A 22,423-nucleotide genomic window follows, 5' to 3' on the forward strand; every position below is an offset into this window, starting at 1 on the left:
GCTTGAATGCCATGAAAATCAGTGATGTTGCCAAGCGACTTGGCTTGAACCCCAAGACCATTCGATTCTATGAAGATCAAGGCTTGATTGCCCCGAAGCGGGCCGATTCCGAATCGTGGTTCTCCACCGGCAAGAACCGTGTGTTCGGGCAGGAAGACCTGTCCAGGCTTGATTTCGTCAAAAAGGCTCGCGAACTGGATTTTTCGATCAAGGAAATCCAGTCTGTGCTTGATTATTACGACCAGGGCCCCGCCTGCGGTTGTGGTTCCAGAACCAAAGTGGACGAGTTGCTTGAACGCAAACTTGTCGAAGTTCGGCAACTGAAGCAAAGCCTTCACGAGCTGGAAAAGAAGTTGATCGACATTCGGGCGAACAATGCGACGATTGCATCCAGACTGGCCCAAAACCCCGATGAACCGGAAGGCGAGTTTTTGATTGCAGACTACATTTTGCCTGCAAGCAACAAGGCTGAAAAATAGCGCTTGACCTTCCAGTGGCTGGAACACGCATTATGAAATTCGGGAATGTTCCCACATGCTTTTCAAGGAGATTTTTTGATGAAAGTTAAATTGTTCGCTGCTGCCGTTGGTGTGTTTGGCCTGGTGACTGTGGCCCTGGCGGCATGCCCGCTTTGCGCATAATGCGGTAAAAGCACCGGGCCCTTTCGGGCCCGGTTTTTGATGCAGTTATTGTGCAGGGCTTGTTGCCCTAACAACACGATTTGTTTTGCTGAATGGGCGGGCATTTCACCGATCCGTACGAGCAAAAAACACAGCAATCGCCCGGCTTGGGCTTCAACAACGCACTGCAGTGCCCACACTGGAAAAAAAACTGGCATGCGTCGGTGGGCATGATGCACGGGCTGCTTGCGCCGCAGCTTGGGCAGGTCAGAATCGATTCAAGTACAACATCAGTCATGGCACTTTCCCCCTGTTTTTACATGAACCATGGCACGGCCAGCATGAGCAGTGAAAGCACGGCAATGACCCAGAACACCAGTTTTTGGCCACGACTGCAACTTTCGCAATCCGCTTTGCGCCAGAACATTTTGTAATAGGCCAGCGCCAGCAAGCCGAGCGTGATGGCGATGAAAACGGGTCGATAGGGTTCCAGGGCAGCGACCATGCCCAGCGACGAACTGCCCCCTACGCCTGCGGCCAGTAGCAAAAGCGGGCCAAGGCAACAAATGGAAGCCCCGAATGCCGCCAGTGCGCTGGCGATCAGGGTGCCGGTATTTTGAAGTGGTTTCATGTTGATTTCTCTGAATGCAGTGTGAAGATGGTATTGTGAAAGCCGTACCCAAGTACGGAGTCAACAGGCATGATCCAGAAACACACATTGAGCATTGGCGGGTTGGCCCAGGCAGCGGGCGTGAACGTGGAAACCATTCGCTACTACCAACGCGTGGGCATGTTGGCACAGCCTGCCAAACCCCTGCAGGGGGTTCGCAAATATGGTGCCGGGGACATCAAGCAGATCCGGTTTATCAAACGCGCCCAAGCCTTGGGTTTTACCTTGGCGGAGGTGGCTGAACTGCTGGCGCTGGGCAACGCAAGTTCCTGCCGTGAAACGCAGGTTCTGGCTGAAAGCAAGCTGGAATCCATTGGTGCACGAATCAACGACTTGGTAAAAATGCAGAATACCTTGCTGCAACTGGTGGCGCGATGCGATACAACGGACGAATCGACCAGTTGCCCCATTATTGATGCATTGGTAAGCGATGAATAGCTTGACCTTGCCACACTGTCAGGGTTTCTAATACAGTGTTTGCACCCCATCAATTTTTATGTACTGATCAAGGAAGTTCCATGCCCGGTTGTAACCACTGCCCCGCTGACGAGGCCGCCAAATCCACCGCAGTTGATCCCGGTTTTCGCAAAGTGTTGTGGATCGCGTTGATCGCGAATGCAGCCATGTTTTTTCTGGAAATTGGTGCAAGCTGGACCGCAGGTTCTGTGTCCCTGTTGGCCGATTCACTCGATTTCGGTGGCGATGCGGCTAACTACGCCTTGTCGCTGTTTGTGCTGGGCATGGCCATTCAAACCCGCGCCAAAGCGGCCCTTCTCAAGGGCGTGTGCATGGGCCTGTACGGTGTGGGTGTGCTGGGTTTTGCGCTGTATGCGGCGTTTCAGGGTGATGTGCCGGCGTACACCACCATGGGTGTGGTTGCCGTGCTGGCGCTGGCCGTGAATGTGGGGGTGGCTGCAATTCAATACCGCTACCGCAATGGCGATTCCAATATGCGTTCAGTGTGGTTGTGCAGCCGAAACGACGCCATTGGCAACATTGCCGTGTTGTGCGCTGCTGTGATGGTGGGCTTTACGCAGGCTGCCTGGCCCGACCTGCTGGTGGCGGCCCTGATGGCTTCACTGGGTTTGTCGTCCTCGGTCAGCGTGATCAGGCAGGCGCGTTCGGAAATCAGGCCATAGAATTTATGTCGACAAGCCACCATGTGTATTTGTTGTGCGCAGAATGGTGCGGTGTGTGCCGTGCCTTTGAAATTCCATTCAATGAAGCCGTGCAAACGCTGGGATCGGTCCAGGCGCATTGGGTCGACATCGAAGACTTTCCGGAATGGGAAGACAAGGTTGACATTGAATCGTTTCCAACGCTGCATGTAGAAACCACCGACGGGCGGGTGGTGTTCTCCGGCAGTATCGAACCCGATGCAGACCAGTTGCTGCGCTTGCTGGTTCGCCTTTAAAAAGGCGTTGTTACTTGAATGGCTGAATCAGCAGCTTGTGCAAGGCCGAATCAGATTCGGTTCGAAACAGTTCAATGCCAATGGGCATGGTTTGCGGGTTGGATTTGGGTTGTGCCACGTAGGTGCCAAACAGGCGATCCCACCAGGGAAAGTTAAAGCCGTAATTGGAATTTGTTTCCTCAGGGCGAATGGAGTGGTGAACCCGATGCATGTCGGGTGTAACCACGAACCAGCGCATCACCCGTTCCAGCCGCGCTGGAATTGAAAAATTCGCATGGTTGAACAAGGCCGTGCCATTGAGCACGATTTCAAACACCAGCACCACGACCGGGTGAATGCCCAAGGCCCATACCAGCGCAATTTTGTAGACCATGGAGCCCACAATTTCAATGGGATGAAAGCGCAGTGCCGTGGACACGTCGAAATCCAGATCGGCATGGTGCATGCGGTGAAGCCGCCACAGCAGCGGAACATTGTGCGAAGCCCAGTGCTGTGCATAAATTGCCAAATCCAGAAGCAGAAAACCAAGGGGTGCGGCCAGCCACAAGGGCATGTTCAGCCAGCCAAGCAAACCACCTTGCTGGGAATACACATGTTCTGCCACACCCACGGCCAGCACCGGCAGCACAATGCGCAGCGCCAGTGAATCGACCACCACCAGCCCCATGTTGTTGAGCCAGCGAAATCCCTTGCGGCAAGCCAGTTGCCGAAACGGATACTTCCACTCCAGAAAGCCCACCAGCACAAAGATGCCTGCAAAGGAAATCAATCGAACGATGAATTCAGACATGTCTAATCCAATATATGATTGTGTAATCATACATACAAAAGAAACTGGCATGCACTGTTCACCACAAATGAATGCCGAACAGGGCGGTCAACTTGGCCAGCAATACAAAGCACACGCCTGTCAGCAATGCACTGCCTGCGAGGGCCGACACAAACCCCACCCTGGGCAACAGCCACGGGAATGCCAGGAACATTGGCAAGGTGGGCAACACATACCAGAACGTCAAATACGCGTGGTTCGCAATTTTTTCCTGCGAAGCATGCTCAACGGCAAGCCAGATCAAGGTCAACACAGTGACCAGGGGCAAGGCTGCTATCAGCGCCCCCAGTTTGTCGCTGCGTTTGGCCACCTCGGAAATGAGAACAACCAGGCCCGCAGTGGTCAGGTATTTCACAATGATCCAGCTCATAAAGTATCACTTCATCAAAAACCGCACGTCAACATTGTTGTTCCCGGCCAAGGTGCGTTCTGTGCCGTTCAATACGATTCCTGGCTTGTCTGGGCCAGAATGCGTTCAAGCGGCTTTTTACCCACAAGCCAGAACATGAGAGGGGTCAACAAAGTATCCAGAATGGTGGAGCTGACCAGGCCACCAAAAATAACCACAGCCACCGGGTGCAGAATTTCCTTGCCCGGTGCATCTGCTGAAAGCAGCAAAGGGGTAAGGGCCAGTGCCGCCGTCAGCGCAGTCATCAGCACCGGGGTAAGCCGTTCCAGCGAGCCCCGTACAATCATGGGCAGGCCGAATTCCTCGCCCTCGAATTTGCACAGGTTGATGTAGTGGCTCACTTTCAGAATACCGTTGCGGGTGGCAATACCCGCCAGTGTGATGAAGCCCACCATGGAGGCTACCGACAGCGACACACCGGCAATCCACATGGCGGCCACGCTGCCCACCAGCGCGAACGGAATGTTGCCCATGATGACCAAGGCCAACGTGGTGGATCGGTAACGCGTGTACAGCACCAGAAAAATAAGCGCCAGGGACATCAGCGACAAACTGGCGATTAATTGCGTGGCCTGTTCCTGCGCCTGAAACTGGCCTTCAATACTGACAAAGTAGCCGCCGGGCAAGTTGGTGTTGTCCACGGCGTTGCGCACGTTCGCAATGATTGCCGACATGTCCGACCCGTCCGTGTTGGCATACACCACAATGCGCCTGCGGCTGTTTTCCCGGCCAATCTGGTTGGGCCCGTCGCCTTCTTCCACCGTGGCAATGTTGCTCAGCGGAATTTGGCCCGTGGGGCTGTCCAGCATCACGCGGGAAAGGTCTTGCGGTGTGCGGGCGGTATCCGGCAGCTTGACCACCAGGTCAAAACGTTTTGCACCGTCCACCACCTGCGTGATGCGTTCCCCTTCCGAAAGGGTTTCAAGCGCCGTGAGTATTTCCCCTGGCGCAAGCCCGTATTGCGCAGCCCGGCGGTAATCAACCCGCACCTTGATTTGTGGAATCAGCACCTGTTTTTCGACCGACAAATCCACCAGGCCGTCCACCGAACCCAGGCGGCCACGCAGGTCTTCGGCCAGGCCGCGCAAGGTGTCAATGTCGTCACCAAAAATCTTGATGGCAACCTGTGCACGTACGCCTGAAAGCAGGTGGTCCAGCCGGTGTGAAATGGGTTGACCAATGGCCACCGAACCCGGTAGCACCGCCAGCTGTCCGCGAATATCGGCCATGATTTCCTCGCGGTCGCGCGCCGATGGCTTCAGGTCCACATCAATTTCCGCTGCGTGCACGCCTTCTGCGTGTTCATCCAGTTCAGCGCGGCCAGTACGCCGCCCCACTTTTTCAACTTCGGGAACCTGCGCAATCAGCTTTTCGGCCAGTGCACCCATGCGGTTCGATTCTTCCAGCGAAATGCCCGGGTTAAACACCAGGCCCATCACCAGCGAACCTTCGTTGAATGCGGGTAAAAATGCCTTTGGAAAGAAAGGCACCGTGGCTGCAGCACCCGCCACAACCAGCACGGCCACGGCCAACATGGGTTTGGCGCGCGGAAAGGACCATTGCAGGGCACGGGTGTCCCAGGTTTTCAGGCGTTTCACCAATGGGCTGTCACCATGATCTAGCCTACTGATGCGTGGCAGCAGGTAATACGACAGCACGGGGATCACGGTCATCGACACCAGCATCGACGCCAGAATGGACACAATGTAAGCAATACCGAGTGGCGCGAACAGCCGCCCCTCAATGCCGGGCAGCGCAAACAGGGGCACAAACACCAGAACCACGATCAGGGTGGCGTACACAATGCCCGAGCGCACTTCCACGGAGGCATTTAAAATGGTGTTCAGTATCGATTCAGGGTCGCTTTGTTGCCCGCGAATTTTCAGGCGGCGAAGAATGTTTTCCACGTCCACCACCGCGTCGTCTACCAGTTCACCGATCGCAATGGCCAGGCCACCCAAGGTCATCACATTGATGGATTGCCCCAGCAGCTTGAACACAATCACCGCCACGGCCAGCGAAAGCGGAATGGCAATCAGTGAAATGGCCGTGGTGCGCGCGCTGAGAAGGAAGGCAAACAGGATGATGGTGACCATGATGGCACCGTCACGAAGGGCCTCCACCACATTGCCAATCGATGCTTCAATGAAGTCGGCTTGCCTGAAAAGCACCTCGGGTGCAAGCAAACCACTGGGCAAGCCCTGCGCCAGTTCAGCCAGTGCGCGTTCAACTTCCTGGGTCAAATCCACCGTGTCGGCAGACGGTTGTTTTTGCACGCTCAGAATGACAGCGGGGCCGCCATTCAAACCCGCATCGCCGCGTTTGAATGCGGCGGCGTAGCGCACATCGGCCACCTGTTCCAGCAGCACGGGCGCACCGTTGCGGTAATCAATGGCCAGCCCTTTCAGGTCGTCCAATTGATTGGTGCGCCCCAGGTTGCGGATCAGGTACTCGCGGTTGTTCAGGTCGATGAAGCCGCCACTGGTGTTGGCTGAAAAGGCTTCCAGTGCATTTTTAAGCTGTTCCAGCGTGATGCCGAACTGCGCCATGCGGGCGGTGTCTGGTTCAACCCGCAACTGGCGGACCTCCCCGCCAATCGGAATCACCTGCGACACACCGGGAATGGACAACAGCCGTGGCCGCAACACAAAGTCGGCGTATTCCCGGGCCTGCATGGGATCGGTTTTGCCGGTGTCAATGGGCAGGGCGATCAACATGATTTCACCCATGATGGAACTGACTGGGCCCATCACCGGGGTGATGGAACCGGGCAACTGTTCCTTCACCAGCGTTAAGCGCTCGGCCACCAGTTGGCGGTTGCGGTAAATGTCGGTGCCCCAGTCAAATTCAGCGTACACAATTGACAAACCAACGCCCGAAACTGAACGCACACGGGTAACACCCGGCATGCCGTTCAGCGCGGTTTCGATGGGAAAAGACACCAGTTGTTCCACTTCCTCGGGTGCCATGCCGCCGGCTTCGGTCAACACGGTAATCAGGGGTTTGTTCAGGTCGGGGAACACATCCACCGGGGTTTGGGTGGACACATAGGCCCCGTAGGCCATGGCCATCAAGGCCGCAGCCAGTACAAAAAGCCGGTTATTCAGGCCAAACCGGACGATCCAGTTAAACATGCTGTCGCCCCTTATCGAATCTGGTTGATGAGTGCAGTGCCACTGACGACTACCCGGTTTTCATCGGCCAGCCCCTTGGTCACCACCACATGTTGGGCACTCACGGCCTGGTATTGGACGACCTGCGCAATGAAGCGCTCGGTCCCCGATTTGATCCACACAATGGGCTCGTTGTTGGGGTTGCGTACCACCGCCTCGGAAGGCAGGCGGATGCCCTTCACCTTGTCGCTCAGTTGCACCAGCACGGTGACGGGTTGGCCAATTGCCAGCGGCATGTTGGCTTGCGGGTTGCTTGTACTGGCGCGGAAGGTAAGCGGAATGGCACCGTTGACCAAACTTTTGCCCAGCCCCAGCAAGGTCAGCTCAACACCTGCCGTGTTGGCCAGCGTGCCACCTTGCACACGGCCTGCCAGGCTTGCATCGGTGGTGTTGGCTTCAATCAGCATGCGGTTGGGGCTGACCACTTCAAACAACACCTCGCGGGTGTCTACCACCTGGCCGTTCAATGCACTGGCTTTGGCAATCACGCCACTGGCGGGCGCTGTTAACGCATGCTTCCCGGTCAAGCTGCCCGCCAATGCTTTTTCACGGCCGCGCAAGGATTGAAGTTCAGCCTGTGCTGCATCAATTTCCTTTTGGGGCACGGTGCCCTGCAAGGCTTGCAGGCGAGCCACACGTTGTTGGGCCAGCGTCAGTTGGGCTTTCACCTCGGCCAGTTCGGCGCGTTGTGAACCCAGAGAAATGGCGTCTGAAACAGGCAGCAGGTAAGCCAGCACATCGCCTTTGCGAACCGCTTGCCCCAAAACTGGAAAGCCTTTGCCCGGGGCCGCTACGCGGCCTTGAAAGGGGGCTTGAACCCGCCCGCCTGCATTGGGATCAATGTCGACTTTTCCGTTCATCTGAACGATTTGTGCGTGTTCGCTTTGCACCGCCATTTGCGTGCGTATTTCCATGCGGCGTTGTGCCATTTTTGGCACGTTCACGCTGCCGTCGGGCAAGCGGGCCAAACCATTGCGCTGGGTGTTTGCAGGCGTCTCCAGGTGCTGGCCATCCGGACCATGGGCACCGGGTGAGGCCAGCAGGGGGGTAGAAAAAAGCCCTGCCAGTGCAGCGGCCAGTACCAGTGGAATGCAGGTGTTGCTCATGATGAAATCTTCTTTGAAACAGTGTGTGAAGTCTTGCGACGAACGCGAAGCACCAATGCAATCAGCAGGACCAAGGCCAGCGCGGCACCGATCCACCCCAGTGGGGAATCAAACAGCCCGTGTTCATGCCCATGGTCATCGTGCCCGTCGTGGTCATCGCCCTCACTTTGGGTGTTCAGGGTGGCCAGCAGCAAATCAGTTTGCTGGTCTTTAAGCAGGGTGAAAATCAGCGCATGCTTGCCGGGTTGCTGCAGCACCTGCAGCAGGGTTGGGTCGTCGAATGCGTAATCGCCCGCGTCTTCATGAAACGTGGCTTTGGCCGTCAAATCGCCCACTTCTACTTGTAGCTGCGCATTCAGGATGGGGGCGTTGGTTTTGTAATCGTCCACCAGCACGGAAAGTTCGCTGCTGTACAGCGTGGCCACCAGTTCGAAATTCTCGGTGAATGTCTCGGTGCGTGGCGTTGCCTGTGCTGCTGCAGTGCTGCTTGCACCGGGCGCGTCAATGTGTTCGCCATCCGGGCCATGGGCACCGGGTGCAGCCAGTGCAAGGCTGGTGGCCAGCCATGTGGTGGCCAAAAACAGTGTGATTTTTTTCATTGTGCTTTCTCCGGCAATAGTCCAAGTGCCTGTCTGTAGTCAGACACCTTGGCGGCGTGTTCTGATTTGGCTTTGCGTGCAAGTCGCTGTGCTTCATGGGCTTGTTGTTCAAACCGAAGCAGTGTGGGCAAATCGGTTTCGCCCAGTTCAAACGATCGCTGGTAAAGCGCATAGGCTTCCTGTGCAGCAGCAGCGCGTTTTTCGGCGCTGGCCTGCAGGTCTTCAAACAGTTTCAAGCTGGATGCCGCGGCCTGTGCCCTGGCTTTCAGGCTGCGTTCCAGTTGGCTTACCCGCGCCTGCGCTGCCAGTTCGTCGGCTTGGGCAGTCAACACGCGGTTTTGATGTTTGGCACTGGAACCCAGCGGAATGCGGGTGCCCAGGATGAGCGATTTTTCTTCAGGGGCGGCAAATGCGCCCCGGTCGCTCACAATCGAAAGCCCCACTTCGGGGTTGGGGCGGGACTGTATCCCCGCCAATTCCCGGCCGCGTTGTGCGGTGCTGAATGCTTCTTTTGCATGCGCCAGCTCAGGGTGTGTGGCGGCATCAAATTCGGTGTGAACGGTGGCCATGGATTCTGGCTTGGGTTCGCCAAGCACACTGGCTGGCAGACCGGTAAGGCCTGTGAAGTGGGCCGCCAACTGCGACACATTGCTTGCGGCCGTGCCAAATTCAGCTTTGGCCTGCGCATACAAGGCGGTGGCCTGCAACAAGTCAGCCTTGGCCAGATCACCTGCCGCAACACGCTTTTCCACATCGTCCAGCAGGCGCTTGGAGCCGACCAATCGCGATTGTGCAATTTCCACATCCAGTTGTGCGGCAATCGTGCCCCAATAGGCTTGGCGAACCTGCTCAGCCAAGGCAAGTTTCTGCGTTTGAAGTTTCAGTTCAAGGGTTTGAAGTTCTGCGTTGCGAAGGTTGCGTGAGGCTTTTCGTTCACCCCACAGCCACACCGGGGCCACCAGCCCTAGTTCAATTTCACGAAGGCCCCGGTTGTCGAAACTTCTGTCCGACCGGTAAGAACCCTCAATGCTCAGTGGTTCGGGCGTGATGGCCCGCGCAGCCGAGACTGCAAAATTGGCGGCTTCAATGCGTTTTTCTGCGGCTTGCAGTTCAGGGTCAATGGCCAGGGCCGATTCAAAGGCCGACGCAACATCAACGCCCCGTTCGGCGGCTTGGGATGGTGGGGGAAGTAACAGCTGTGCAAGCGCTACACCCAACACCAGACCAAACAGCACCACGCGATGTGGTGAATTCATAAGGTACTCCGTTAATCAATGGTCAAGCGCTTTCCCGGCAGGGGGAAAGAAAAAATGGATGACGATGGATTAACGCCAGTTCGGGCGTTCGATGCGCTGAAAAACGATACCAGCCTGAATGGCGGGTGTCCGGCTGTGTTGAACAGCCGCAGGTTGGGGAAAGTCGGGGATCGCAGTCGTGGTGAGCACCGACAGCGAGTGAACATGAAACTTGTGGTGATCTGATGCACTGGATTCATCTTGAGAAGAGGAATCATGGTCTGCAGGCGCATCGTGTGGATGTGCGTGGTCATGATCAAGTTCGGCGTGGTTGTGAAACACCACATCCACCAGCGATTCAGAAGGCCCATGCGCATGATAAAGCTGCACCGCAGCCCAAGCGGACTGAAGCGGCAACAGCATAATCAAAAGGATGAACCCGATTTTTTTCATGGGCTGAGTGTAGCACAACACCTGATTTTCGCAATTCACGCCGGTTTGCAGGCACCCGGCTGCGCGCAGTGTTGAACGACCACCCTTGCTTTCAACCGGGTAACCAGCAAAAACAAACCACCCAGTTTTCGGTGAATGAACAGGCAATCAATGGGTGGCGCGTGCCAGAATTTTCGGTCCTCACCCAGCTCAAACCCTTTGTCGCGAATGCGAGCCGCCAAATCGGTGTTGCCAAAATCGAAGTGCCCCTCGGTGCACAGGGGCTCGCAGGCTTGTTCCATCAAGTCCAGCACCAAATCGCGGTGGTGGGCCATTGTGGTGTGGTCAAAATAGCCAATGCGGGTGGCTGCCTTTTCCATCATCTCGCGGCTGTTGGCTTGCGCCGCTTTCATTACATCCACATAACCGTCTACCAGTTCTTTGTCAAAACTGCGCGTGGCACCGAAATCCAGCAACACCACTTTGCCGGTTTTCGGGTTGTACCGGTAGTTTGCAAAGTTGGGGTCGGTTTGCATCAGGCGCATGCCCAGCAATTCCTTGAACAGCAGTTCGAACAGGGTGGTGGCAATTTTGTCGCGAACCGGTTGTGTGGCATGGGCCATTTGTTCAATGGGCACGCCATCTACGTAGCGCATTGCCAAAATGCCGCGAGTGGTTAAACCGGTGTCCACAGTTGGAATTTCGAACCGTTCGTCCTTGCCCAGGGCCTGTGTGTATTTCACGATGCATTGCGCTTCACGCAGGTAATCGGCTTCTTCGTGCAGTTGCTTTTTGGCCTCTGCAAGCAGCGCAGCCAAATCAAATGTTTTGGGTACCAGGCCTGTGAAGCGAAGAATGGTGGCCACGTTGTCTATGTCGCTGTCGATGCTGTCGCGCACACCCGGGTATTGAATTTTGATCGCCAGCTTTTCACCATCAAGCGAAATGGCTTCATGCACCTGACCAATGGATGCGGCTGCAATCGGTGTCAGGTTGAATTCTCGAACCTGCTCACGCCAGTTTTCGCCCCATTCTTTTTCAAGCACAGCCAGCAATTGTTTGCGGGGCATGTGTTTGGCGTCTTGCCGAAGTTTGGCCATGATCTCGGCCAGTTGCGGTGGCAGCATGTCGCCTGCATCCATCGACACCAGTTGCCCAAGTTTCATGGCCGCGCCGCGCAATTGGGCCAGTTGGTCGGCCACGCGCAGGGCGTTTTTTGGCGTCATCAGCAGGCTGCCCAGTGTCGGCCTTTTGCCTTGAGCGAATTGTTTTGCACCGTTTTTAACCACCGAGCCCGCAACAGTGGTCGCCAGCGCGCCGAAACGGCTCAAGCGGGCAATTCGCCCTGCGGGTACTGCCGATTCATTGCTGTTTTTATTACCGGGGTTTTTGGGGCTGGACGACATGGGTACTGCTTGAAGCGGGATCAAGCCCCATGTTAAAACAAAAAAGCGCCTGTGCGGGGAAACACAGGCGCCTGGTGAAAAGCCAGCGGTTGCGCACTGGCTGTTCAATTACTCAACCATTAACTGGCATCACTTTCAGTCAATTTTGGGCTGTTGACCATGCTCAGTACATCCTGGCGGGAAACCTGCGCGCGCTCGGATTGCTGGGCAACGTGGTCGGTGCCGTCGCCGTGGGAAGTTGGGTTGTCTGCCAAAGCCAAGGCAGGCACTGTTGCGGAAATGGCCAATACGGAGGTGGCGATCAAATGACGTGTATTCATGGTAAATCTCCTTTAGGTACTTTGAAAACTGTTGCCGCTGCGTTGTTGCGTTGGCATAAGTCGTACTTTACGCAGGGCCGAATGACCAGGCAGCGACACGCACATTACAAATTTGTAATTCTAAAAAGCGCCTTGCCCTTCTATACTTGCGGACATGTTTGTCTGCGCAAAGCGAAGTTGTCCCCATGAAAATTCTGGTAATTGAAGACGAAAAAAAGTTGGCCAGTTACCTGCAAAAAGGTTTGAACTCGGAAGGGTTTGTGGTGGATGTTGCGCACAATGGCATTGACGGCCTGCACCTGGCCACGGAAGGTCACTACGAGCTGATCATTCTGGACGGCATGTTGCCCGACCTCGATGGCTTGGGCGTGTTGGCCGCCCTGCGCCAAACAATGAATATTCCCGTGTTAATGCTGACAGCTCGTTCCATGGTTGAAGACCGCGTGAAGGGTTTGCAGGCGGGGGCCGATGATTACCTCACCAAACCTTTTGCATTTTCCGAACTGGTGGCCCGTGTGCACGCATTGGCACGGCGGGCGCAAGGTACGCCCGCAGCGACCACAGACAGCAGCCACTTGAGTTTGGCCGATCTTGAACTGGATGCCGTGAAGCGGCAGGCCCGGCGGGCTGGCCAGGACTTGCGTCTGACTGCCAAGGAATTCAGCTTGCTGTGGTTGTTGCTGCGCAGAAAGGGCGAAGTGCTCTCGCGTACTGAACTGGCTGAACTGGTGTGGGACATGCACTTTGACAGCGAAACCAATGTGGTGGATGTGGCGGTGCGCCGCCTTCGCAGCAAGATGGATGAGCCGTTTGCTCAACCCTTGCTGCACACAGTGCGCGGCATGGGTTACGTGCTGGAACACCGTGCCGTGGAGCAACCATCGTGAGGCGTTCAATTGCCACGCGTTCATCGCTGCAAATGTCGCTACTCAGTATTCTGGGTGTCGCGCTGATTGCACTTTTTGGTTACCACTGTGTGTGGATGTGGCAGGACATTCGCCACCAGGAAACGCTTGAACGTGCAGCCACTGCAGTAGAGCAGGTGCTGGCCCGCAACGCCGAACTGCGCCCCACCGAGATGTGGGGGCGCGTGGATGAATTGTTGGTCAGCCTGGGCAATGTACGCGCCAAAGTGCACGGTGAAAACGGTGAGGTGTTGTATGGCCCACAGGTGTTGCTAAGCCAGGTGAAACACAAGGACACCTACATGTACCCCTTGAGTGGCTTGGGCGGCACCATGCCCATGCGGGACCTTGAACTGGCAATCGATGTGTCTGAGGACAAGAAATTCCTGAATTTCATTGGTGTGATGTTTGCAGTGGCCGCCGTGGTGTGGGGCGTTCTGGTGATGTTGCTGAGCGGCTCCCTCGCCCGGTTTGAACTGAAGCCCCTGAACAAGTTTGGTCGCAAAATTGCAGACTTTAATCCGTCTGATTTAACTGCGCGCATTAAAAGCGAGAATGAGCCGGAGGAGCTGTACCCGGTCATTGAACAGTTCAACAAATTGATGGGTAAAGTGGGGCAGTACCACGAACAGTTGCGTTCATTCAATTCCAATGTGGCGCATGAATTGAACACGCCCTTGTCCAGCCTTACTGTCAGCCACGAATTGCTGTTGCGCGAAAAGAACCTGAACCCCGAACAATTAAGGGAGGCATTGCACTGCCATCTTGAAGAACTGCAGCGCATGAACCGTATTATTCAAAGCATGCTGTTTTTGTCGCATGCCAGCCAGGGCCAATACAAGGATTTTCGCTTGATTGAAAAACTGAGCGAACCCGTGATGACCGTGATGGATTACATGGAAGCCATGCTGGAGGAAAAGCACCTGCACTTTGAATTGCACGGTGAGGCTAGCGCACGGGTTGATTCAGAACTGATCAAGCGGGCTTTGTCCAACCTGGTGTCCAACGCCATTCGGTACGCCGAAGCGGGCAGCACCATTCAAATTCACATCGATGAAAACGAAACGCCTGGTGCTGTCCGGCTAACCGTCAGCAACCGGGGCGTGTGTATTCCCGAGAACAGTGTGCCGCGGCTGTTTGAACCGTTTTACCGGGTTGATCAATCCCGCAACGAAAGTGGTCACAACCATGGTTTGGGCCTGGCCATTGTGGCCGCCATTGCAAGGTTGCATGGCGGCGAACCATTTGCACGCTGCGATGGAGAATGGGTGCGGATCGGTTTTTCGGTGAAACAAGCCAAACCCTGGCAACAGGACATTAAATGGCCTTGAACAGATTTGTTCTGGAATTCGGTGAGCGCGTCACTGTTAGCCGCGCAACTTCGACAAATTGTGAATCAGTTTAAACTCTATTGATTAAAAACAAATAGAGTGCCGTCGTGCCGCTATATCGATATTCAAAATGGCTTACTGGATCCCAGCGCTATGGAGCGAACAATTTGCAATTGGGTATGTGGCTGGCATTTGTTGCCGGAGCAATCAATGCAGGTGGTTTTTTTATTGTTAGCGCTTACACCAGTCACATGACTGGTTTGGTGTCTTCCGCTGCGGACAATTTAGTGTTGGGTAATGTTTCTGTTGTTCTGACCGCACTATTTGCAGTGTTGACATTCTTTGCTGGGGCGTTGGTTTGTTCAATTGTTGTTTCTTTTCTGAGACGCCGCTCTAAAGAATCCTGTTATGCATTTCCTGTTTTTTTAGAGGCGCTGCTTTTGCTGGTTTTTGTGATTCTTGGATCATATTCAAGTTCAGATAACCTTTTATTGTTTTTACTTTGTTTTGTAATGGGACTTCAAAACGCTTTAATCACAAAGGTTTCGGGGTCGGTTGTAAGAACGACCCATGTAACAGGAATGATTACAGACCTTGGCATTGAACTTGGAAAACTCATGTACTGGAATCGAAGTGGTGAGCAGCGCGGTAGACGAGTACAGGCCGACAGGGCTAAATTGCGGGCTCTTTTATCTTTGACGGGTCTATTTTTCTTGGGTGGAGTAGCAGGTGCCCTCGGTTTTAGTTTAATTGGTGTGGAGATCTCTTTAATCCTATCGTGCATTTTGTTTTCCATCAGCTTAGCACCTGTACTTGACGATTTTGTAGGGTTGTCCGCTTGATAAGCAGTAGGTTTTCATCCTCTTCAGTTGAAAATGTCTCACGCGTTTCTAGGAATCAAAAACCCGGTGACAAGCGTTTCTGTTCCTTTGTCTCCGGCTGCTAAAACTCTCTGCCCGATGCGTTTTCTAAACAGCCAGCAATGCTGGTAATCGTATTGATTCCCACTTATCTTTGACCAAGGGGATGTAGCAAAATCTTGGACAACGTTGGGAGGCAGTCCATCTATTCTTAAGAAGAACGCCTTCATGCGATAGATCTGCAATAACACTCCTTTTATTGCTGTTTATCCGGCACAGCAGGATAGCTGAGTCACATCTTTCGAGAATGTCTGAGCCGCGAGCTTCAACCCTTCGACCATCGTCAGGTAGGGGAACAACTGTTCGGCCAGCTCCTGCACGGTCATCCGGTTGCGAATGGCGAGCACCGCCGTCTGGATCAGTTCACCCGCTTCCGGGGCTACCGCCTGTACACCAATGAGCCGCCGACTACCTACCTCAATGACCAGTTTGATAAAGCCGCGCGTATCGAAGTTGGCGAGCGCACGCGGCACGTTGTCGAGCGTGAGCGTGCGGCTGTCGGTTTCGATGCCCTTCAAGTGTGCCTCCGCCTCTGAGTAGCCTACGGTGGCGACCTGCGGGTCGGTGAACACCACGGCAGGCATGGCGGTAAGGTCAAGCGTCGCTTCACCGCCAGTCATATTGATGGCCGCGCGCGTACCGGCTGCTGCAGCGACATAGACAAATTGCGGCTGGTCAGTGCAATCACCGGCAGCGAAGATGTGCGGACTACTCGTGTGCATACCTTGGTCAATCACAATGGCCCCTTGCGCATTGAGGGCTACCCCTGCCGCTTCCAGCGCTAGGCTGCGCGTGTTCGGCGCGCGGCCGGTAGCGACCAGCAGCTTGTCGGCGCGTATTTCGCCGTGCCCGGTGGTCAGCACGAATTCGCCGTCCACATGGGCGACCTGACTGGCTTGAGTGTGTTCCAGCACCTTGATGCCTTCGGCACGGAAAGCGGCCGTGATGGCCTCGCCGATAGCTGGGTTTTCGCGGAAGAACAGTGTGCTGCGCGCCAGAATCGTGACCTGGCTGCCCAGCCGGGCGAAGGCTTGCGCGAGCTCCAGCGCGACCACCGAAGATCCAATCACAGCCAGCCGTTCGGGAATGGTGTCGCTGACCAGTGCCTCGGTGGAAGTCCAGTAGGGTGACTCTTTCAAGCCTGGAATCGGCGGTATGGCCGGACTGGCGCCCGTGGCAACCAGGCAACGGTCGAACGCCACGACGCGCTCGCCGCCATCGTTTAGCTGCACGATCAGGTTGCGATCGTCCTTGAAGCGGGCAGTTCCATGCAGCACAGTAATGGCTGAATTGCCCTCCAGGATGCCTTCGTACTTTGCGTGACGCAATTCATCGACCCTAGCTTGCTGCTGTGACAGCAGCCGATCGCGCAAGATTGTCGGCGCCTCAGGCGGTATGCCGTCATCGAACGAACTTTCACGACGCAGATGGGCGATGTGCGCCGCGCGGATCATGATCTTGGACGGCACACATCCGATATTGACGCAGGTACCGCCGATGATTCCGCGTTCGATCAGGGTGACTGTCGCGCCTTGCTCGACGGTCTTCAGCGCCGCCGCCATCGCGGCTCCACCGCTGCCAATGATGGCGATATGCAAACCGGCACGCTCAAGTGCATCACGGATTCTTGTTTCATCTTTGAAATCATCCACCCGGATCGAGCCTTGATAACCCAATGCGGCGATGGCGGCCAGCATTTGGCCTTGAGACACGGCGGTGTCCGCCGTTACTTTTGCGCGGCTTTCGGCATAGGACACCACGGCGGCTTTCACGCCGGGAATCATTTCTAAAGCGTCTTTGACATTTGTGGCGCAGGTAGTGCAGGTCATGCCTTTTACGGTGATTTCTGTCATTTTTTTACTCCATTGAATTTCGGGGTGCAGCATGCATAAGCTTGGCGTTTTCGCCGGATGGCGTAGATTGTCAAACCGATGAAAATCACCAGCGCAGGCAGCAGTACATAGTCCAGATAGCCGGTTAGCGCGGACAAGCCGACCACTCCGAGGAGAATGAAAAGCACCGGTGTGAAACAACACAGTGCCACGAAAGCTGTGCCAATGACGCCGACATACAGAAGTGTCTTGGGATCTTTCATGATCAATTCTTCACCGAAGATGGGTAGCCCGCATCCTCGGTAGTCTTGGTCAATTTCTGCACGCTGGTCTTAACGTCATCGAAGGTGACGATGGCCTCTCGTTTCTCAAAGGTCACGTCAACCTTGCTGACGCCTTCGACCTTGGAAATCGCTTTCTTGACGGTGATCGGGCATGCGGCGCAGGTCATACCCGGCACAGACAACGTGATGGTCTGGGTAGCGGCCCACACGGGTGCAACAACGGCGGCAAGGGCGAGGGAGGTAAACAGCTTTTTGGCTTGCGCCGAAATTTGCGTTTTCATGGTGAACTCCTGTGGTTAATAGAAAAATGGCACGACGTAGGGAAATCCGAGCGCGACCAGAACCAGCGCAGTCACGACCCAGAAAATGAGCTTGTAAGTCGCTCGTACCTGGGGAATCACGCACACGTCCCCCGGTTTGCAGGCGGCTGCTTGCCGGTAGATGCTCCGCCACGCAAAGAACAGCGCGACCAGAGCTGCACCGATAAAGATAGGGCGATAGGGTTCGAGCACCGTCAGGTTGCCGATCCATGCACCGCTAAAGCCCAGGGCGATCAGGATCAGCGGCCCTAGACAGCAGGCTGACGCAAGAATGGCGGCTAGCCCGCCGGCGAAGAGTGCGCCGCGCCCGTTTTGTGGTTCAGACATACGTTTGTCCTTTCAATTTTGGTTTGGATCGCTTAAGCTTACTTCCGTAGTCATGTACGGAGTCAAGCGATATGCAAACTATTTTTGAGAATCTGACCATCGGCGTTTTTGCCAGGGCGGCCGGGGTCAATGTGGAGACCATCCGGTTCTATCAGCGCAAGGGCTTGTTGCCGGAACCGGATAAGCCTTACGGCAGCATTCGCCGCTATGGCGAGGCGGATGTAACGCGGGTGCGCTTCGTGAAATCGGCCCAGCGGCTGGGTTTCAGCCTGGACGAGATTGCCGAGTTGCTGCGACTGGATGACGGCATCCACTGCGAGGAAGCCAGCAGCCTGGCCGAGCACAAGCTGCAGGACGTGCGCAAGAAGATGGCTGACCTGGCGCGCTTGGAAAGCGTGCTGTCTGAACTGGTTTGCGCCTGTCATTCGCGGCAAGGGGCAGTTTCCTGTCCGCTGATTGCATCACTACAAGACGGAACGAGACTTATGAGGTCGGCACGCGGAAGCCTCCTGGCTTGAGTGCGTCCCGTTTATGATGCGGTGTGCCGGTATTTAATGCGGTTGGAACATGAGCAGTCTACTCAGTCCATTCTTCTTCAAGGTTCGCTTGAAAGACTAAGCCCCGTGTTAATGGCAGCACTGGTCACCACTTTTGCACCCGGAGCCCTTAGTCATTTTTAGCGGAGTGATTAATTCCACTTTGCTGATATCTTTTTGATCGGCGGTGCCACCATGCTCAAAGGAATTACCATGAAATGGAGACGGGTAGTTATATGTCAATGACCGCTGTGGGTTTGACCAACAAGAAGTTACTAACTGTTCGATTCAAATCAAAATAATCCGAATATTGTCACCGATAAGGGCTGTACTGCCATGGAGCTAATTAAATTCACCACTCTGTTTGCACTTACAGCCCTCTCTGAAATCCTAGGTTGTTATCTACCCTGGCTGGTGCTGAAACAAGACAGGTCCCCGTGGTTATGGCTTCCGGCCATCGGGTTTCTTGTTTTGTTTGCCTGGTTGCTTACTTTGCACCCTTCGGCTGCGGGGCGTACCTACGCCGCCTATGGCGGAATGTACATTACAGTAGCGCTGCTTTGGCTTTATTGGATTGAAGGCATCAGTTTGACCCGCTGGGACATTGCTGGCGCAGGCCTGGCTTTGGCGGGCATGGCGGTTATCATGTTGCAACCAAGCCCGTAGCGCGAACAACTATCGCAATCAACTCGAGTGCATCCCTGACCCAATTTTTGATTATTTTTTGGATAAACATGTGGCACAACATTCTTAATGCACAAAACCGCTGGATCACCGGTGTTTCAGTTTTTCTCATGCTGGTAGCCAATGGCAGCTTTGCAAGCCAGTTGCTGTTGGCCTACCCGCTTAGCGACGGTAACTTGTTGTTCGTCAGTTCGGTACTTTTGTTGTTTACCCTGGCCACCACTTTCATGCTGCTTTGGCTTTGCCATGGACGTGCGGCTAGATGGGTGTTGGCCTTTTATTTGCTCGCTTCAAGCATGGCAGCGTATTTCATGTCGGCCTATGGCACGGTGATTGACCAGACCATGCTGGAAAATACCCTGCAAACCAATGCTTCCGAAGCAGGAGATCTTTTCTCAACTTCCATGCTGCTTTACCTGTTGGGCCTGGGTGTGCTGCCTGCCTGGTATGTGTTGCGCCGCATGCCCAAGACTGCAGGCTTCGTAACAGAACTACGTGCAAAAACACTATTCAGTTTGTGTTTGCTGGTTGGCATGGTACTGCTGATCGTACCATTTACTTCTCAATACGCTTCGTTTTTTCGTGAACACAAAAGCCTGCGCTTTTACGCCAACCCAACTTACTTCACTTACTCGGCCATTCGCCTGGCAAGCAGCAAAATCAAAGGCAGTGCTGGCCCCGTGGTGGTGCAAGCAGTTGCGCCAGACGCTGCATTGAATGATGAACCCCCGCAGCACCCCAAAGAACTGATTGTTTTGGTGGTGGGCGAAACGGCGCGTGCTGACCGGTTTGCACTGAATGGCTACACCAAGCCCACCAACCCAGCGCTGGGCAAAGAAGACGTGGTTTCTCTGAGCAATGTTAATTCATGTGGCACGTCGACCGCCGTGTCGGTGCCCTGCATGTTTTCTCTGGCTGGGCGCGAAGGCTTTGATGGCGAAACCGTGCATGAATTTGAAAATGTACTCGATGTGCTGAAACGCCAGGGTGTTGAAATTTTATGGCGCGACAACAATTCCGATTCCAAGGGTGTTGCTGTTCGTTTGCCCTACGAGAATTTTCGCGACCCGGCCATCAATCCGGTGTGCGATTCCGAATGTCGGGACACCGGTATGCTGGTTGGGCTGGAGGAACACATACGCAAACACCCCGGCAAAGACCTGTTGATTGTGTTGCATCAAATGGGCAACCATGGCCCCGCCTACTACAAGCGCTACCCGCCAGAATTCGAGCGGTTCACCCCGGTGTGCAAAACCAATGAATTGTCAAAATGTACCGACGAGGAAATCAACAACGCCTATGACAACGCAATCTTGTACACCGATTATTTTTTGGCGCAAACCATTGCATTGCTGAAAAAGTTTGATGCAAGCCATGAGACCGCCATGCTGTATGTGAGCGACCACGGTGAGTCCTTGGGTGAAAAGGGCATGTATTTGCACGGTGCACCTTATGTGTTTTCACCCAAGGAACAAACCCATGTGGCGTCACTATTATGGTTCGGAAAAAACTTTGACTACCGCACGGAAGACTTGAGGCTGGTCAAAGATTATCCTTTCACGCACGACGATTTGTTTTGTTCGCTCATGTTGACTTTCGAGGTGGAAAGTGGCGTGTGCGCGCAGCGCACCGATGCCTTGAAAGCGTATTTCGAACGTCAACGGCGAGCAAGCTAACCCCCCAGCAAAGCCACGCGGTGGCAAGCACATGACTTGTAAAGTGGGCTCCTTTGGCAATTTGCACGCCGCTGGCCAGCCCGCCCATGAACAGCACCACGATGGCTACTGTCGTTTGATGCCGCTTTAGCCACGGCATTGGGCTGTACAGCAATACAATCCACATGAATGCGGTGGATGCATGCCCGCTGGGAAAACATTTTCCAGGCCCCGGGTTTGCAACAGCATGGGTGTTTTGAAACAGCCGAAAATAATCGGCTGCTCCACCATACAGGTTTAAATCCCAGGGACAACTGTGTGAAGACAGGGCTTTGAGCACACTCACCACCAGCGCGGCCAGCAAGCTAACCAACAGGATAAAAAGAATTTCTTTCCAATAGACCTGCCTGACAGACTTTAAGCAAAGTAGCAAAACAAAAACCAGCCAGATGCCCGCGGCAAGCCAGCGCAACCCGTCGTGCAACAGCAAACTAAGCCACTGGTTTTGCTTCAGTGGAAAACTGGCTGCCTGCGGGTCAAAAAATACATTGGAAATGGCTTGATCCCAGCCGGTGTAGCGGTTCAAAAAAACGATGAACACACCGAGCAGCGTCCAAGCTGCCCAGTGGTGCATGGGACGTGAGTTTTCAGAAAACAAATTGATCTCCAAGCCCTGTGAGGGTTGCCACACCCAGCAAGGCGAACAAGATAGCGGCGCTGATGTGTACCCATCGCACTGGAATTTTTTGGGTTAGCTTGTCGCCAAGCAACACAGCCGGTACATTGGCGATCAGCATGCCCAGCGTGGTGCCAACCACTACCCAAAACACACTGGCATAGTGAGCAGCCATGGCCACAGTCGCAACCTGTGTTTTGTCGCCCATTTCAGCCAGAAAAAACGCAATGAATGTGGTGCCAAAAACGCCAAGCCGACGGGTGAAAGACAAACCAGAATCGTCAATCTCGTCAGGAATCAACACCCACACAGCCATCGCCAGGAACGACGCACCCAAAATCCATTTCAAAGTTTGCGCACCAACATTCGCCGTGACCCAGCCTCCCACTACTCCAGCCAAGCCGTGGTTCAGCAGGGTGGCCAACAAAATGCCAAGAATGATGGGAATGGGTTTTTTGAAACGCGCAGCCAGAAGCAAGGCCAGCAATTGGGTTTTGTCACCGATTTCAGCCAGTGCAACAACACCGGTGGACACGAGAAAAGCTTCCATTACAAAATTCCACGGCCTTGAGAACCAAATGACCACATTCCACCCAGGCCGAAGCGGTGGAAATGCAGTCAAAGGTCTTGCCAAGTGTGGAAACCGCTTGCACCATGGCTTTTGGGCCAAGTATGTTGATGCAAGCCCTTTTCGAGAAAAGGAGGCTACTCCCCAATGAGTGATGGTATGTTAACCGGAA

General features: G+C 54.6%; 27 protein-coding genes and 1 riboswitch. Of the genes, 10 read left to right on the forward strand and 17 right to left on the reverse strand.

Annotated elements, in window-relative coordinates; all coding sequences use genetic code 11:
- Window positions 1-11 precede the first annotated feature (11 nt).
- The gene (locus V7028_RS02225; protein WP_334118478.1) at window positions 12-479 is read left to right on the forward strand and encodes a MerR family transcriptional regulator; all 468 of its coding nucleotides are present in this window, start codon (window positions 12-14) and stop codon (window positions 477-479) included.
- Window positions 480-708: 229 nt separating this feature from the next.
- On the opposite strand, the gene V7028_RS02230 is transcribed toward V7028_RS02225, so the two are convergent.
- Window positions 709-918, reverse strand: a complete 210-nt coding sequence (locus V7028_RS02230) for a GDCCVxC domain-containing (seleno)protein (RefSeq protein WP_334118479.1) — start codon at window positions 916-918, stop codon at window positions 709-711.
- A gap of 18 nt (window positions 919-936) precedes the next feature.
- The gene (locus tag V7028_RS02235; protein ID WP_334118480.1) at window positions 937-1,251 is read right to left on the reverse strand and encodes a mercuric transporter MerT family protein; all 315 of its coding nucleotides are present in this window, start codon (window positions 1,249-1,251) and stop codon (window positions 937-939) included.
- 69 nt (window positions 1,252-1,320) lie between these two features.
- Between V7028_RS02235 and merR (V7028_RS02240) the strand changes: the two genes are divergently transcribed.
- The 3 genes from merR (V7028_RS02240) to V7028_RS02250 all read left to right on the forward strand — a co-directional run bounded on the left by merR (V7028_RS02240) (window position 1,321) and on the right by V7028_RS02250 (window position 2,704).
- Entirely contained in the window at window positions 1,321-1,728 is a 408-nt protein-coding gene (merR, locus tag V7028_RS02240; protein ID WP_334118481.1) for an Hg(II)-responsive transcriptional regulator, read from the forward strand.
- Between the two features lie 80 nt (window positions 1,729-1,808).
- Window positions 1,809-2,429, forward strand: a complete 621-nt coding sequence (locus V7028_RS02245; protein WP_334118482.1) for a cation transporter — start codon at window positions 1,809-1,811, stop codon at window positions 2,427-2,429.
- Between the two features lie 5 nt (window positions 2,430-2,434).
- Entirely contained in the window at window positions 2,435-2,704 is a 270-nt protein-coding gene (locus V7028_RS02250) for a thioredoxin family protein (protein WP_334118483.1), read from the forward strand.
- Window positions 2,705-2,714: 10 nt separating this feature from the next.
- Here V7028_RS02250 and V7028_RS02255 read toward each other — a convergent pair whose 3' ends face one another.
- The 9 genes from V7028_RS02255 to V7028_RS02295 form a co-directional block, all read right to left on the reverse strand.
- The gene (locus tag V7028_RS02255) at window positions 2,715-3,494 is read right to left on the reverse strand and encodes a sterol desaturase family protein (protein WP_334118484.1); all 780 of its coding nucleotides are present in this window, start codon (window positions 3,492-3,494) and stop codon (window positions 2,715-2,717) included.
- Window positions 3,495-3,552: 58 nt separating this feature from the next.
- Window positions 3,553-3,903, reverse strand: coding sequence for a DUF3147 family protein (locus V7028_RS02260; RefSeq protein ID WP_334118485.1), 351 nt, complete (start codon window positions 3,901-3,903; stop codon window positions 3,553-3,555).
- Between the two features lie 68 nt (window positions 3,904-3,971).
- The gene (locus tag V7028_RS02265; protein WP_334118486.1) at window positions 3,972-7,076 is read right to left on the reverse strand and encodes an efflux RND transporter permease subunit; all 3,105 of its coding nucleotides are present in this window, start codon (window positions 7,074-7,076) and stop codon (window positions 3,972-3,974) included.
- 11 nt (window positions 7,077-7,087) lie between these two features.
- Window positions 7,088-8,221, reverse strand: coding sequence for an efflux RND transporter periplasmic adaptor subunit (locus V7028_RS02270; RefSeq protein ID WP_334118487.1), 1,134 nt, complete (start codon window positions 8,219-8,221; stop codon window positions 7,088-7,090).
- The gene (locus V7028_RS02275) at window positions 8,218-8,820 is read right to left on the reverse strand and encodes a hypothetical protein (protein WP_334118488.1); all 603 of its coding nucleotides are present in this window, start codon (window positions 8,818-8,820) and stop codon (window positions 8,218-8,220) included. The genes V7028_RS02270 and V7028_RS02275 overlap by 4 nt, the downstream gene beginning before the upstream one ends.
- The gene (locus V7028_RS02280; RefSeq protein ID WP_334118489.1) at window positions 8,817-10,076 is read right to left on the reverse strand and encodes a TolC family protein; all 1,260 of its coding nucleotides are present in this window, start codon (window positions 10,074-10,076) and stop codon (window positions 8,817-8,819) included. Before V7028_RS02280 ends, V7028_RS02275 begins: the two co-directional genes overlap by 4 nt.
- 69 nt (window positions 10,077-10,145) lie before the next feature.
- On the reverse strand, window positions 10,146-10,508 hold the full coding sequence (locus V7028_RS02285) for a hypothetical protein (RefSeq protein ID WP_334118490.1): 363 nt from the start codon (window positions 10,506-10,508) through the stop codon (window positions 10,146-10,148).
- A gap of 35 nt (window positions 10,509-10,543) precedes the next feature.
- Window positions 10,544-11,893, reverse strand: a complete 1,350-nt coding sequence (locus tag V7028_RS02290) for an ABC1 kinase family protein (protein ID WP_334118491.1) — start codon at window positions 11,891-11,893, stop codon at window positions 10,544-10,546.
- A gap of 119 nt (window positions 11,894-12,012) precedes the next feature.
- Window positions 12,013-12,213, reverse strand: a complete 201-nt coding sequence (locus V7028_RS02295; RefSeq protein WP_334118492.1) for a hypothetical protein — start codon at window positions 12,211-12,213, stop codon at window positions 12,013-12,015.
- Window positions 12,214-12,398: 185 nt separating this feature from the next.
- On the opposite strand from V7028_RS02295, the gene V7028_RS02300 reads away from it, so the two are divergent.
- The 3 genes from V7028_RS02300 (at window position 12,399) to V7028_RS02310 (ending at window position 15,291) form a co-directional block, all read left to right on the forward strand.
- A complete protein-coding gene (locus tag V7028_RS02300) occupies window positions 12,399-13,100 on the forward strand; it encodes a heavy metal response regulator transcription factor (protein WP_334118493.1) in 702 nt (233 codons plus the stop codon).
- The gene (locus V7028_RS02305; RefSeq protein ID WP_334118494.1) at window positions 13,097-14,449 is read left to right on the forward strand and encodes an ATP-binding protein; all 1,353 of its coding nucleotides are present in this window, start codon (window positions 13,097-13,099) and stop codon (window positions 14,447-14,449) included. The genes V7028_RS02300 and V7028_RS02305 overlap by 4 nt, the downstream gene beginning before the upstream one ends.
- Before the next feature lie 167 nt (window positions 14,450-14,616).
- A complete protein-coding gene (locus V7028_RS02310; RefSeq protein WP_334118495.1) occupies window positions 14,617-15,291 on the forward strand; it encodes a YoaK family protein in 675 nt (224 codons plus the stop codon).
- A gap of 284 nt (window positions 15,292-15,575) precedes the next feature.
- Here the strand turns inward: V7028_RS02310 and merA are convergent, their stop codons facing one another.
- The 4 genes from merA to merT are packed head-to-tail and all read right to left on the reverse strand — an operon-like array spanning window position 15,576 to window position 18,132.
- A complete protein-coding gene (merA, locus tag V7028_RS02315; protein WP_442918669.1) occupies window positions 15,576-17,255 on the reverse strand; it encodes a mercury(II) reductase in 1,680 nt (559 codons plus the stop codon).
- Window positions 17,219-17,464 (reverse strand): mercury resistance system transport protein MerF, encoded by a 246-nt coding sequence (gene merF, locus V7028_RS02320; RefSeq protein WP_334118497.1) that lies wholly within the window; start codon window positions 17,462-17,464, stop codon window positions 17,219-17,221. The genes merA and merF overlap by 37 nt, the downstream gene beginning before the upstream one ends.
- 2 nt (window positions 17,465-17,466) lie before the next feature.
- Window positions 17,467-17,766, reverse strand: a complete 300-nt coding sequence (gene merP / locus V7028_RS02325) for a mercury resistance system periplasmic binding protein MerP (RefSeq protein WP_334118498.1) — start codon at window positions 17,764-17,766, stop codon at window positions 17,467-17,469.
- Between the two features lie 15 nt (window positions 17,767-17,781).
- Window positions 17,782-18,132 carry a mercuric ion transporter MerT gene (gene merT / locus V7028_RS02330; RefSeq protein ID WP_334118499.1) on the reverse strand — a complete coding sequence of 117 codons (351 nt, stop codon included), beginning with the start codon at window positions 18,130-18,132 and terminating at the stop codon, window positions 17,782-17,784.
- A 71-nt stretch (window positions 18,133-18,203) separates the two neighbouring features.
- Between merT and merR (V7028_RS02335) the strand changes: the two genes are divergently transcribed.
- The 3 genes from merR (V7028_RS02335) to V7028_RS02345 all read left to right on the forward strand — a co-directional run bounded on the left by merR (V7028_RS02335) (window position 18,204) and on the right by V7028_RS02345 (window position 21,028).
- Window positions 18,204-18,650, forward strand: a complete 447-nt coding sequence (gene merR, locus V7028_RS02335; protein ID WP_334118500.1) for an Hg(II)-responsive transcriptional regulator — start codon at window positions 18,204-18,206, stop codon at window positions 18,648-18,650.
- Window positions 18,651-19,004: 354 nt separating this feature from the next.
- Window positions 19,005-19,334: a YnfA family protein gene (locus V7028_RS02340; RefSeq protein WP_008249281.1), complete on the forward strand. Its 330-nt coding sequence runs from the start codon at window positions 19,005-19,007 to the stop codon at window positions 19,332-19,334.
- A 68-nt stretch (window positions 19,335-19,402) separates the two neighbouring features.
- Window positions 19,403-21,028, forward strand: coding sequence for a phosphoethanolamine transferase (locus tag V7028_RS02345; protein ID WP_291771677.1), 1,626 nt, complete (start codon window positions 19,403-19,405; stop codon window positions 21,026-21,028).
- On the opposite strand, the gene V7028_RS02350 is transcribed toward V7028_RS02345, so the two are convergent.
- Both V7028_RS02350 and V7028_RS02355 read right to left on the reverse strand, forming a co-directional pair.
- Window positions 20,937-21,665, reverse strand: a complete 729-nt coding sequence (locus V7028_RS02350) for a phosphatase PAP2 family protein (protein ID WP_156799563.1) — start codon at window positions 21,663-21,665, stop codon at window positions 20,937-20,939. The two genes, V7028_RS02345 and V7028_RS02350, sit on opposite strands and share 92 nt — an antisense overlap.
- Entirely contained in the window at window positions 21,655-22,233 is a 579-nt protein-coding gene (locus V7028_RS02355; protein ID WP_008249274.1) for a TMEM165/GDT1 family protein, read from the reverse strand. Before V7028_RS02355 ends, V7028_RS02350 begins: the two co-directional genes overlap by 11 nt.
- 3 nt (window positions 22,234-22,236) lie before the next feature.
- Window positions 22,237-22,409, reverse strand: a riboswitch (yybP-ykoY riboswitch).
- Between the last annotated feature and the right edge of the window lie 14 nt (window positions 22,410-22,423).

The sequence above is a fragment of the Limnobacter sp. genome (assembly GCF_036846585.1).
Lineage (GTDB): Bacteria > Pseudomonadota > Gammaproteobacteria > Burkholderiales > Burkholderiaceae_B > Limnobacter.